16 protein-coding genes are annotated in these 12,025 nt (G+C 44.0%); 8 read left to right on the top strand and 8 right to left on the bottom strand.

What is annotated here, in order from left to right; all coding sequences use genetic code 11:
* The first annotated feature begins 1 nt into the window (after nt 1).
* The 6 genes from mlaD to R7M92_RS18450 all read left to right on the top strand — a co-directional run bounded on the left by mlaD (nt 2) and on the right by R7M92_RS18450 (nt 3,856).
* Nucleotides 2–490: an outer membrane lipid asymmetry maintenance protein MlaD gene (gene mlaD, locus R7M92_RS18475; protein WP_005381099.1), complete on the top strand. Its 489-nt coding sequence runs from the start codon at nt 2–4 to the stop codon at nt 488–490.
* 2 nt (nt 491–492) lie between these two features.
* Nucleotides 493–1,131, top strand: coding sequence for a phospholipid-binding protein MlaC (mlaC, locus tag R7M92_RS18470; protein WP_248487086.1), 639 nt, complete (start codon nt 493–495; stop codon nt 1,129–1,131).
* Complete coding sequence (locus R7M92_RS18465) at nt 1,131–1,451, top strand: lipid asymmetry maintenance protein MlaB (RefSeq protein WP_005381093.1); 321 nt, start codon at nt 1,131–1,133, stop codon at nt 1,449–1,451. The genes mlaC and R7M92_RS18465 overlap by 1 nt, the downstream gene beginning before the upstream one ends.
* 3 nt (nt 1,452–1,454) lie before the next feature.
* Entirely contained in the window at nt 1,455–1,709 is a 255-nt protein-coding gene (ibaG, locus tag R7M92_RS18460; RefSeq protein ID WP_005381092.1) for a BolA family iron metabolism protein IbaG, read from the top strand.
* Between the two features lie 9 nt (nt 1,710–1,718).
* Entirely contained in the window at nt 1,719–2,975 is a 1,257-nt protein-coding gene (gene murA / locus R7M92_RS18455) for a UDP-N-acetylglucosamine 1-carboxyvinyltransferase (RefSeq protein ID WP_005388419.1), read from the top strand.
* A 155-nt stretch (nt 2,976–3,130) separates the two neighbouring features.
* Nucleotides 3,131–3,856: a 1-acylglycerol-3-phosphate O-acyltransferase gene (locus R7M92_RS18450; RefSeq protein ID WP_005381088.1), complete on the top strand. Its 726-nt coding sequence runs from the start codon at nt 3,131–3,133 to the stop codon at nt 3,854–3,856.
* A gap of 85 nt (nt 3,857–3,941) precedes the next feature.
* Here R7M92_RS18450 and R7M92_RS18445 read toward each other — a convergent pair whose 3' ends face one another.
* The 6 genes from R7M92_RS18445 to arcA all read right to left on the bottom strand — a co-directional run bounded on the left by R7M92_RS18445 (nt 3,942) and on the right by arcA (nt 8,531).
* On the bottom strand, nt 3,942–4,331 hold the full coding sequence (locus tag R7M92_RS18445) for a RidA family protein (protein ID WP_005381087.1): 390 nt from the start codon (nt 4,329–4,331) through the stop codon (nt 3,942–3,944).
* Between the two features lie 130 nt (nt 4,332–4,461).
* Nucleotides 4,462–4,923: an aspartate carbamoyltransferase regulatory subunit gene (pyrI, locus tag R7M92_RS18440; protein ID WP_005381086.1), complete on the bottom strand. Its 462-nt coding sequence runs from the start codon at nt 4,921–4,923 to the stop codon at nt 4,462–4,464.
* A 15-nt stretch (nt 4,924–4,938) separates the two neighbouring features.
* A complete protein-coding gene (gene pyrB, locus R7M92_RS18435; protein ID WP_005381085.1) occupies nt 4,939–5,868 on the bottom strand; it encodes an aspartate carbamoyltransferase in 930 nt (309 codons plus the stop codon).
* A gap of 86 nt (nt 5,869–5,954) precedes the next feature.
* Complete coding sequence (locus R7M92_RS18430; protein WP_005381084.1) at nt 5,955–6,050, bottom strand: hypothetical protein; 96 nt, start codon at nt 6,048–6,050, stop codon at nt 5,955–5,957.
* 99 nt (nt 6,051–6,149) lie between these two features.
* On the bottom strand, nt 6,150–7,154 hold the full coding sequence (locus R7M92_RS18425; protein ID WP_042523477.1) for an ornithine carbamoyltransferase: 1,005 nt from the start codon (nt 7,152–7,154) through the stop codon (nt 6,150–6,152).
* A gap of 156 nt (nt 7,155–7,310) precedes the next feature.
* Nucleotides 7,311–8,531 carry an arginine deiminase gene (gene arcA, locus R7M92_RS18420; protein WP_132937228.1) on the bottom strand — a complete coding sequence of 407 codons (1,221 nt, stop codon included), beginning with the start codon at nt 8,529–8,531 and terminating at the stop codon, nt 7,311–7,313.
* Between the two features lie 583 nt (nt 8,532–9,114).
* On the opposite strand from arcA, the gene rraB reads away from it, so the two are divergent.
* Nucleotides 9,115–9,528 (top strand): ribonuclease E inhibitor RraB, encoded by a 414-nt coding sequence (gene rraB / locus R7M92_RS18415; protein ID WP_005381081.1) that lies wholly within the window; start codon nt 9,115–9,117, stop codon nt 9,526–9,528.
* 154 nt (nt 9,529–9,682) lie between these two features.
* On the top strand, nt 9,683–10,483 hold the full coding sequence (locus R7M92_RS18410; RefSeq protein WP_132937227.1) for a glycosyl hydrolase 2 galactose-binding domain-containing protein: 801 nt from the start codon (nt 9,683–9,685) through the stop codon (nt 10,481–10,483).
* Nucleotides 10,484–10,502: 19 nt separating this feature from the next.
* On the opposite strand, the gene R7M92_RS18405 is transcribed toward R7M92_RS18410, so the two are convergent.
* Nucleotides 10,503–11,408, bottom strand: coding sequence for a bifunctional helix-turn-helix transcriptional regulator/GNAT family N-acetyltransferase (locus R7M92_RS18405; RefSeq protein ID WP_080996865.1), 906 nt, complete (start codon nt 11,406–11,408; stop codon nt 10,503–10,505).
* Nucleotides 11,409–11,523: 115 nt separating this feature from the next.
* Entirely contained in the window at nt 11,524–11,928 is a 405-nt protein-coding gene (locus tag R7M92_RS18400; RefSeq protein ID WP_005381078.1) for a DUF2061 domain-containing protein, read from the bottom strand.
* Between the last annotated feature and the right edge of the window lie 97 nt (nt 11,929–12,025).

Genomic DNA, 12,025 nt, shown 5'->3' with positions numbered 1-12,025 from the left:
CATGCAACAAACACGTAAAACTGAATTATGGGTTGGCAGCTTTGTATTAGCGGGAATTTGCGCGATTCTTGTGATGATTTTTCAAGTTGCTGACGTAAAAAGCATTGGCTCTGGTGATACTTATACCCTCAAAGCCGAGTTCGATAATATTGGCAGTTTAAAAGTTCGTTCTCCCGTAAAAGTGGGGGGCGTTGTGATTGGTCGAGTAAGTAGTATTTCGCTTAACCCAGACAACTTATTGCCAGTTGTAACACTATCTATCAATAGCAAATACAATCAGTTCCCAGAAACGTCGAGCGTACAAATTTTGACATCTGGCCTGATTGGTGAGCAATACATTGGTTTAGTACCTGGCTTCGTTTTTGATGATGAAGTCATGCTGGTGGATGGTGATACCATCGAAGACACCAAATCGGCGCTTGTGCTTGAAGACTTAATTGGTCAAGTACTATACAGCGTAGGTGGTTCAGACGACTCAAGTAAGGAATAACTATGTTAGCGAGATTACTACTTTCAGTTTGTGCTGTGTTTAGCGTCTTTGGAGCAATAGCAGCAGAGGTGGATAAAACTGAACCTTATAAGATGATGAAGCAGGTAGCTGAAGTCACGTTCGAAAGATTGAAAGCCGAACAGCCGAAAATCAAACAAGATCCAAATTTACTTAAAGTGATCGTTGAAGAAGAGCTAATGCCTTACGTCAACTACCGCTATGCAGGGTTAAAACTTCTTGGTCCAAACTTAAAAGGTGCTAAGCGTGAAGATGTACTTGAGTTTATCGATGCATTTCGTGCGTACCTGATTGCGTCTTATGCACAAGTGTTGACGCAATACTCTGACCAAAAAATTGAGTTTGGTCCTGAGCCTAGCATTGATGACTCTAAGCGTATTACAAGCATTAAAGTTGATATCATCGATACTCCGCGTCCAAACATCAAACTTGAGTTTAAACTGCGTAAAGACAACCAGTCTGGTGAGTGGGAAGCATTCGATATGATTGCAGAGGGCATTAGTTTGCTTTCTAGTAAACAATCCGAATGGAACAGTAAAATTCGTCAAGAAGGCATTCTATCTGTTGCTAAAGACCTAGAAAAATTGGCCGCAGAACCGATCCGCTTCGAGGCGAAGAAATAATGGCCCAGACTCCCGCTCAGTGGCAATTGGATCAAAACATTCTTAAGCTAACAGGGGCACTTGATAGAGATACAGTGCCTTCATTGTGGGCGTATGCACAGCAATGGCAACCTGCTCAATCGGAGCTGGAATGCTCGCTAAAAGAGATAGAGCGCGTCGACTCTGCAGGAATGGTGATGTTAATCCACTTATTAGAGCATGCAAAAAAGCAAAACTGTCATATAATGCTCAGTTTCGTGCCGGCGCAACTGCGCACTTTGTTTCAACTGAGCAATGTTGAATCTTTAGTGGCCAAACACATACAGAATTATCAGGGGTAAATTGTGGATAGCGCAAAAGTACAACAGTTATTAGAAGAAGCACTAAACCTTCAAGAAGTGCATGTGAAAGGTGAAGGTAGCCACTATGAAGTGGTTGCTGTTGATGCTTGTTTCGATGGAATGAGCCGCGTTAAGAAGCAGCAGCTAATTTATGCTCCTCTGATGGAATACATCCAGCGTAACGACATTCACGCATTATCAATCAAAGCGTTCACACCAGAAGAGTGGGCTCGTGATAAGAAATTGATGTCGCTTTAAGGTTTATTGATGGAAAAGTTTCGAGTTATTGGGTCAGATAAACCACTAGTTGGTGAAGTGACCATTTCAGGTGCAAAAAACGCAGCACTGCCGATTTTATTTGCGTCTATCTTGGCGGAAGAGCCAGTAGAAGTGGCAAACGTACCACACCTTCGTGATATCGATACAACCATGGAATTGCTTAAGCGTTTAGGCGCGAAAGTAAGCCGCAATGGCTCTGTTCATGTTGACCCAAGCAGTATTACAGAATACTGCGCGCCTTATGATTTGGTGAAAACCATGCGTGCTTCTATTTGGGCTTTGGGTCCTTTGGTGGCGCGCTTTGGTCAAGGTCAGGTTTCTTTACCAGGCGGTTGTGCTATTGGCGCTCGTCCTGTGGATCTGCATATTTCTGGTTTAGAGCAGCTTGGCGCAACCATTACATTAGAAGATGGTTATGTGAAAGCAGAAGTGGATGGTCGTCTAAAAGGCGCGCACATCGTGATGGATAAAGTCAGCGTAGGCGCGACGATCACCATCATGTGTGCCGCAGCGCTGGCGGAAGGCACAACAACACTAGATAACGCTGCGCGTGAGCCTGAAATCGTCGATACCGCTGATTTCCTAAATAAGCTTGGCGCAAAAATCTCTGGCGCTGGCACAGATACCATTACGATTGAAGGTGTTGAGCGCCTAGGCGGTTGTAAACACAACGTGGTTGCTGACCGTATTGAGACGGGAACATTCCTTGTCGCAGCAGCAGTATCTGGCGGTAAAGTGGTATGTCGCAACACTAATGCTCATTTGCTTGAAGCGGTTCTCGCCAAGCTGGAAGAAGCTGGCGCGCTTGTCGAAACGGGTGAAGATTGGATCTCCGTTGATATGACCGACCGCGAGCTAAAAGCGGTAAGTGTACGTACTGCGCCACATCCTGGTTTCCCGACGGATATGCAAGCTCAATTTACGCTACTGAACATGATGGCGAAAGGTGGCGGCGTAATCACTGAGACTATCTTTGAAAACCGCTTTATGCACGTACCAGAACTCATGCGTATGGGCGCTAAAGCTGAGATCGAAGGCAATACGGTTATCTGTGGTGATGTTGAGTCACTCAGCGGTGCGCAAGTGATGGCAACCGATCTACGAGCTTCGGCTAGTTTGGTTATTGCAGGTTGCATTGCTAAAGGCGAAACCGTCGTTGATCGTATTTACCATATCGACCGTGGTTACGACAAAATCGAAAATAAACTGGCTGCACTTGGCGCAAATATTGAGCGAGTGAGCTAGGCAAGTTAAACTGCACCGCAGGTAACTTGGATATCAAGAGAGCCGAAACCTGAGTTTCGGCTTTTTTATATCACTCTCATGACCATATTTTCCCTTTATGGAAAGAGAGATATTAATAGCTGTATCTGGCAAAAGCCGGTTCCTGGAGAACAAGAATGATTGCACTGTTACGTGTATTTGCTGTCGCTATCTTTGCGATTGTTATGTTTATTGGTGGTTGTGGTTACTGCCTATTAAGCCCTAGAAACCCTAAGCACGTTTTCACTTTTGGCCGTTTGTTTGCCAAGATGTCTCGTGTGTTTGGGATTAAGTTAGAGTTGCGTATCCCTGAAGATGCGTATTCACGCGGCCAACATGTTTACATTGCTAACCACCAGAACAACTGGGACATGTTTACTGTTTCTGCGGCTGTGACTCCGAAAGTTGTGACAGTAGGTAAAAAGAGCTTGGCTTGGATGCCACTGTTTGGTCAGCTTTACTGGCTTACGGGTAACATTCTGATTGACCGAGCGAATCGCTCTAAAGCAAAAGGTACTATCGATCAGGTCGTGAGCAGCATGAAAGAAAGTGATGTTTCGGTGTGGATGTTCCCAGAAGGCACGCGTTCTCGTGGGCGTGGTTTGCTGCCATTCAAAACAGGTGCTTTTCATGCGGCAATTGGAGCAGGTGTGCCAATCATTCCTATCGTATGTAGCTCGACGAATAAAATTAAGCTGAACCGTTGGAACAATGGTCATGTGATTGTTGAAATGCTACCTCCAATCAGCACTGAAGGCTATGGTAAAGAGGGCATTCGCGAGTTAGCGAATATCTGTCGTGAACAGATGAAAGAGAAGCTTGAATCGTTAGATGAAGAAGTCAAACAGCGTAATGCTGCTTAAGTTTTACTGCGATATCATCACGAAAAGACAATAAAAAACGGGTAGCCTGAGCTACCCGTTTTTTTATGTTTGTCAGCAAGTGCAATTATTTGCGAACAGCGATTGCTTCAATCTCGATGCCAACATCTTTTGGTAGGCGAGCCACTTCTACACAAGAGCGTGCAGGGTAGTTTGCTACGCCGTGCTCATCAAAGAACTTGCCGTAAACTTCGTTCACTGTGCCAAAGTCATTTAGGTCTTTAACAAAAACCGTTAGCTTTACAATATCAGATACTTTAAGACCTGAAGATTCAACTACAGCCTTTACGTTTTCTAGAGACTGACGAGCTTGTTCTGCGATATCAGCAGACACTTCACCTGTCGCTGGGTTTACTGGGATTTGGCCTGAAGTAAGAACCATGTTACCTAGATCTACGCCTTGAACGTAAGGACCGATTGCTGCTGGTGCAGACTCAGTGTGAAGTACTTTCGTCATTTGATTTTTTCCATCAGTTGTAGGGAATAAAGATTCTCAGTTTGCCTCTAAACCCTCGGTAGGTAAAGAGCAAAATACCCTGACATTGCAGGGTATTTTAAACGTATCACAGCCTAGTCGTGCGGCGTGTTTATCGCTCGGTTACGATCTCGCGTGAGAACACTTTCTCGCAGTATTTACACTTTAGGCGGATTTCTTGTTTCTTCTCGAACACGCTAAAGCTGCTTTCTACTGGTTCATTATGAGAAATACAGTTTGAATTCGGGCATTCAAATACATCATTGATGCGCTCAGGAAGCTCTAACGCGAGCTTTTTCACCACTTCATAATTCTCGATTTGATTCACGGTCGCGTGAGGAGCATACAACGCTAGCTTGCTCGCTTGCTCTTCATTGATAAACACATTTTCGATTTTGAGTAGATCTTTATGACCGAGTGCTGATGATGGCAAGTTCAGTCCAATCGTTACGCGTTGTGATGAATTGTGCATATCGAACAGTCTTAATACTTTGATGCCGATTTGCGCAGGGATGTGGTCGATGACCGTACCATTTTTGATTGCTTCTACCTGCAATTGAGTTTCTTTAGCCATGATTTTTCCCCTCGATTACAGTGTTTCGTTTAGAACAAGCGCCAGCAGTGCTTGGCGAGCATACACGCCATTTTGAGCTTGCTGGAAGAAGTAAGCATGAGGCGTTTTATCAACATCAGTTGTAATTTCATCCACACGTGGTAGTGGGTGCAGCACTTTCAAGTTCTCACGCGCGCCTTCTAGTAGTGCCGCCGTTAGGATGTAAGCCGACTTAATATGTGCGTATTCCGATTCGTCAAAACGTTCTTTCTGTACGCGTGTCATGTACAGAATATCCAGTTCAGGAATCACACTTTCCATGTCTGTGTGTAGGCTATATTGAATTCCAGCTTCATCTAGTTCTTCGCAGATGTAATCTGGCATTGCCAGCGCATCTGGTGCAACAAAGAAGAAGCGGATGTTGTTAAACTTTGCTAAGGCTTGAGTCAGTGAGTGCACTGTGCGGCCATATTTTAGGTCACCTACGAATGCGACGTTCAGGTTGTCTAGACGCCCTTGTGTTTCCGCGATGGTGTATAGGTCGAGTAGCGTTTGAGTTGGGTGTTGGTTTGCACCGTCGCCCGCGTTGATCACTGGCACGCCATTTGAAAATTCAGAGGCCAAGCGAGCGGCGCCTTCTTGTGGATGACGCATCACAAAGGCATCGACGTAAGAAGAGATGACTTGTACTGAATCTGCGAGTGTTTCGCCTTTTTTCGCCAGAGAGGTATTACCATCATTATCAAAGCCAATCACGTCACCACCAATGCGCTGAATCGCTGTTTCAAACGATAAACGTGTACGTGTTGATGGTTCAAAGAAACAACTTGCAACGACTTTGTTTTTAATCAGTTCTGGTCGAGGTGCTTTTTTAAGGCTACCTGCTGTTTCTACGATAAGTTCCAGTTCTTCGCGTGAAAGCTCTGGAATAGAGATGATGTGCTTCTGGTAAAGCGAGTTCGCCATGATCTTCTTCCCTATAACATTGATGACTACATCCAAATAACCGAAAGGAATTTTGGACATAAAAAAACCTCCCCAATGGGGAGGTTTTAAAATTCAATAGAATTAACGAAAATAACACCACGTAAGCGTAGTCGCTTAGCGAGAGCAAATCGCGTTTTTACGTCAGCAATCAGCGTGGTCATTTCTTAATCCTCAGACAAATTGCCGAGCATTATACGCTTAACTTTCGTGAGCGCAAGCGATTACATCATGGTTTTTATCGGCTGTTTTTGCGCGCTGGTTTAGCTTCCTAGCGTCGCAACCATCACGGCTTTGATGGTATGCATACGGTTTTCAGCTTCGTCGAATACGATGGAGTATTCCGATTCAAATACCTCTTCTGTTACTTCAAGGCCTTTCATACCGTATTTTTCAGCGACTTCTTTGCCGACGGTGGTTTCATCATTGTGGAAAGCTGGAAGGCAGTGCATGAATTTCACATGTGGATTACCCGTTTGCTTAATCACGTCCATATTGATTTGATAAGGTGTCATTAACGCTACACGTTCATCCCATGCCTCGGCAGACTCACCCATAGACACCCAAACGTCGGTGTATAGGAAGTCACAACCTTTCACACCTTCCTCAACGCTTTCTGTTAACGTGATTTTTGCACCGGTTTGTTGCGCGATAGTTTGACAAGTTGCCACGAGATCTTCTTCAGGCCAGAACGCTTTTGGCGCGACAAGGCGAATATCCATGCCCATTTTCGCTGCGCCCACCATAAGTGAGTTACCCATGTTGTTGCGCGCATCACCTAGGTAAGCGAAGGTTACTTCATGTAGCTGTTTACCACGGCCGTGCTCTTGCATAGTCAGGAAGTCAGCAAGGATCTGGGTTGGGTGGAACTCATCCGTTAAACCATTCCACACTGGAACACCAGCATAAGTACCAAGCTCTTCAACAATGGATTGGCCAAAGCCTCGGTATTCAATCCCGTCGTACATACGACCAAGAACACGAGCGGTGTCTTTCATCGATTCCTTATGACCGATTTGCGAGCCAGAAGGGCCGATGTAAGAGACTTGAGCACCTTGGTCAAAGGCAGCGACTTCAAACGCACATCGGGTACGAGTCGAAGATTTCTCAAAGATTAGTGCGATGTTTTTACCTTGAAGTTTCTTCTGCTCTGTTCCTGCATATTTAGCTTTTTTTAGCTCTGCAGACAGTTCGAGCAAAAACTGGATTTCTTTGGTTGAGAAGTCCAATAGCTTCAAAAAGTTGCGGTTACGTAAATTGAAAGCCATAGCTCGTCCCTTAGTACATGTGATTAGATTAATAGAATTCATTAAAACATATAAATGCTTTTATTGTGAATAATTATTTTTAATTAAAGCTAAAAAAGGTTGATGTATTCACATCAACCTTAGTTTTGATTCACCTAATGTAAAGGGACGAGTAAGTTATATATCGTCTCGTTCTATTGGACAGCTCATACAGCGAGCGCCACCGCGACCACGACCAAGCTCGTTACCAGGTACTGTCAGTACTTTGATGCCAGCTTTATCGTATTTTTCGTTGGTGTATACATTGCGTTCGTAACCAATTACTACGCCCGGTTTTACAGTTAGAACGTTATTGGCATCATTCCATTGTTCGCGTTCCGCTTCATAGCTGTCACCACCCGTGGTGATGATTTTCAGCTGATCTAAGCCAAGAGCGGACTCAATCGCGTGCAGATAGTTATGTGAGGCTTCAACATGCATTTCACCGTTGCCTTTTGGTGTTAAGCGCCATGTGTCGAGATCTTTGCGCATGATCTCTGGGTAGACAGAGAAAGTATCTACATCCATATGGGTCATCACAGTGTCTAAATGCATACATGAACGGTGTTTAGGCAGATCAATTGCAATAACTTCGGTAGCTTGGCCTGCTTTAAATAGGCTCGCTGCAAGGTTCTCTACACCTTGAGCAGTCGTACGCTCAGACATACCGATAAGAACTGCACCTTTACCAATAACCAACACATCACCGCCTTCGACATTCGCATTATCATAATGCAGATCATCGTCACCGAAGTATTTGATAAAATCTTGGCCAGCAAAAATTGGGTGCCAACGATAAATCGCACGTAAGTGGTTTGTTTCACGTTGGCGTGCAGGCATCATCATTGGGTTGAGCGATACACCACCATAAACCCAACATGAGGTATCACGAGTGAAGAGGTGATTGGGCAGTGGCTCAATAACAAAGTCGAGAGGACGCTTCATTTTTGGCAGCATAGAAGATGAGGAGATCGGTAGCTCTGAGTAAGCTAAGCCACCTAAAAAGATGCAGGCAAGATGTTCATCATCCATTTCTGAAAAGTATTGGCGTAGGTCTCGCGCAAAGGTTGGCCCGTAACGAAAGTCAGAAATCTGAGTGTTCAGCAGCCATTGTTTTGCTTTTGGAACAGCGAGGGTTTCGACCAGTAAATCGTGGAGGAGAAGCACTTCAACGTCTTGCTCGCGCAGCGTACGTGCGAATGCATCGTGCTCTTCACCTGCCGCTTCTACAGCAAGAACGTCATCAAATAGCAACTCATGACAGTTTGACGGAGTTAAGTGGGTTAGGGCGCGTTCAGGGCGATTTAATAGAACTCGTCGAAGTTGACCAACTTCTGATCCAACGTACAGCTTGCTCATTTTGTATCCTTACAAATTTTCCAGCCATTAGTTATGACAAGCTTCCTAGAAAGATGCAAGTTATCAAGCTTTGTTTATATTCTGGTATTTCTGGTTTTGTGAGTTTTTTATTTTTATTTTTATTCTTATGAAATTTATTATTAGATATAAATGCTATTTTACTAAAATTAGAGTGCGTGCGTTTTTATTCTAATTTTCCCGTTGAGAAAGAATACATGCACAGTGCATAAAACGTGCATTTTTATTCTAAATTATGCATTATTAAAGTGAATTTATTCGTTATGCATCTTCGTTTTACACGTGAGTGTATTCAAGAAAGCATCATAAACACGCATAGAAAGAGAAAATAACCACATTAAGTGTCAATTAGGATGTTCTGAATATTAAAAAACGCCATTCTTTGTTAATTTTTTGTTTCTTTGTGTGGTCGGTTTAATATTTAGATTCAAATAACCGATAAGAATCGCAGTGGTATGATGTTTGTTTGTGGCTTTTCATCGCAATCCATGCCATATTTCACCGGATCAGCATACTCAGTATAGGGTATTGTGTTTCCATCAAGTAACTAATCTGGAGCCAAAACATGTCTCACGAAGATGAATATCTATCAGTAGAAGAATTAATTGAGATTCAAAAGGAAGAGACTCGCGATATCATTGCAGCATTGCTAGAAGATGGCAGCGATCCAGATTCGCTATACGAAATTGAGCACCACCTGTTTGCAGAAGATTTTGACACGCTAGAAAAAGCGGTAGTTGAAGCATTCAAGATGGGCTTTGAAGTTCTTGAAGCAGAAGAAACTGAAGATGAAGATGGTAACAAGTTGCTTTGCTGTGATGCGACTATGGAGTCCGCACTAGATGCAGAAGCGATTGATGCGCAAGTTGAAAAATTGATTCACTTGGCAGAAAAATACGACATCATCTATGACGGTTGGGGTACGTACTACGAAGGCGAAGATGCGCTTTACCCTGAAGAAGATGAAGACGACGAGTAATCAAAGCTCACTACTTTTGGAAAAACCAGCGTTTAACGCTGGTTTTTTTATACCTTGAAAAACTGACGAATGTGGAGGCGATAAATAATTCACATTGAGTTTATAGGGGATTTCTCCCTATAATGCGTGAAAATTGATCTAGCTCAAGGTGTATATGCAACTCTCACTCGCCGGTTTATGGCAAGTCTCTCCACTGACGGACCTTTCTATCCCACAGGATGACATTACTTTCCCTGCTCCTTTGAGTCAGGTATTGCCAGTTGAAATGACAGAAGAAGCAATTCGTCAGCAAGAGTGGCACCTGATGCATGACATTGAAGTGGATGAATCCATGATGGCATTCCCAGCGGTAGAAATGGTGTTGGGTGGTGTGGATTACCATGCAGAAGTGCGTTTGAACGGAGTAGCATTGTTTGACTGTGACGGTTCTCAAAATGTCTACAAGAAAGACATTCGCCCGTTCATGCAAATGGGGCGTAACCGCTTTGAAATCTTGTTCTTAGAGGAAGAAGAGGATCTTCTGTTTGATGAAGATAAACCTGAGCTGTGCTCTCTGTCCGATCATGAATATAAAAAAAGTGATGAGCGCTTAGGGGTATGGCAAGAACCGTATCTGCAGTTCATTCGCAATGTACGTTTAGACCGCGTGGCAACCGAGCAGATTTGGCACCACGGTGGTGGTTGTGAGTTTAAGGTGGATTTGTACTACCAAACTTTTGCGCCGGGTTTAGTATCGGCATCGGTTAAGTTTAATGGTATGACTTACCATATTCCTATTGATGTCCGAGCGGAGCATGCGAGCGCTTTATTCCAGATCGAAGCGCCAAAGTATGCCGATCTTACTGATCCTGATCCAAGTGATCTCTACCAATTGTCTGTTGAGTTGGATGGGCAGCACCAAAACTTCACTGTTGCCTTGAGCCAGGAGCTTTGTGTTACCCATGTTGTGCTTTAACTTCTAATAATATTATCTATTACAGCATCTTAAGCATTACGACTTCACATGCATCATGCCCTGTTTGTCCAAGCGGGGCATCGAGATGCTCAAAGCCTAGCTTTTCATACAAGCTTACCGCTTCTCTCAGACATTCAGTTGTCTCTAAATAGCACTGCTGATACCCAAATTGTTCCGCCAATTGTAAGCTCAATGCGACGATGCGTTTGGCTAAACCGTGTCCTCGTGTTTGAGGTAAGAAGTACATCTTTTGTAGTTCACACACATTTGGCTCGCCAGCTAAAGGGGCAAAGCCACCGCCACCAACGATCTCTCCGCGATGTTCAATGACCCAATAGGCGGCCCCGCATTGATTGTAAACCGAATACATATCATCAAGCGTTGGATCGGCCACACCATAACCTTTGTCTGCGGTTAAGCCGTATTCTGCAGAGACTTTACGAATCACATCTGCGACTTGCGGGTTGTCTGCTTTAGTAAGAGGCCGAAGAACGTATTCCTCAGACTGACACACTTTTGTTAGCCCTTTTAGGTAAGTCTCTAGACCAAGTTTGAGTTGCTCTTGCTCGCTGTCATCGAGTTGGGTAAGCAGTTGTTCAAAGAAGTGGTTTTGCTGTTGGTCCAGTTGTGATAACGCCTGTTGGCCTTGCTCTGTAATCGCTACGAGTTGACTACGTTTGTCTTTTGGGTTTTCGATGCTCTCGACCAAACCTAATTTAATCAAACCAGTAACGGTTCGGCTCGCGTTGGACTTGTCGACATTAAGCTGCTGTGCCAGCTGATTGATGGTCAATGGCTGCAATTGGATTTCACCCAATGCGTGCGCTTGCACTGGAGTGAGAGCGACATCGCCGCATTGTTTATCAAGCATACCAAGCAATCGGACGGCTTGACGGGAGTAGTGTCGAAGTTGACGAGCGTTCATTATCACTTACCTCTAAAAATAAAGTTGCGCACCGCAATTAAATTAATTGCGGTGCGCAACCTTGTCAATGGTAAATGTCATTTTTCTCGTTAGGAGACGTAGTGAGCCTCCATGTTTAAGCGTGGTGATGTAAACAAAACTGCGGTGCTGGAGCTTTTTCTGATGATTTACGCATCCATACTTTCTCGTGGAAGTAGTAAGCCACCGTGTTCAAACTCGGCTCTAGCATCGCCATTACGCCGCCGACAAATGCATCACCTGTTAGTAAGTAAACCACGGTAAAAGCGACGCTGAAGTGCACGGTCGCAAAGCTTGCGGTTTTTAATTTGGTCATCCACTGACGAGCTTTAAGTGCTGGGACTTTTGCCCATGCCTTTTCATGAAAGTAGAAGGCTACGGTGTTCACTGAAGGCTCAATCATGGCAATTAAACTACCAATTAGAATGTCGCCTGTGAGTACGTAAGCGACACTAAATGCGATAGTAAAATGCAGTGCTGCGAAAGTTAGTGTCTTTTTCATGATAATTACTCAATCGTGTTTGTTTCGATGAGTTCATTATCGATAATAATTCTCATTAATGCTAATGGGTAATGAGTATTGTTGTGATAGGGGGAAG

The sequence above is a fragment of the Vibrio sp. Vb2880 genome (assembly GCF_033337975.1).
In the GTDB taxonomy this organism is placed as follows: Bacteria; Pseudomonadota; Gammaproteobacteria; order Enterobacterales; family Vibrionaceae; genus Vibrio; species Vibrio alginolyticus.
The sequence above is the reverse complement of the archived record's forward strand: the minus strand, read 5'-3'. Positions and strand labels throughout refer to the sequence as shown.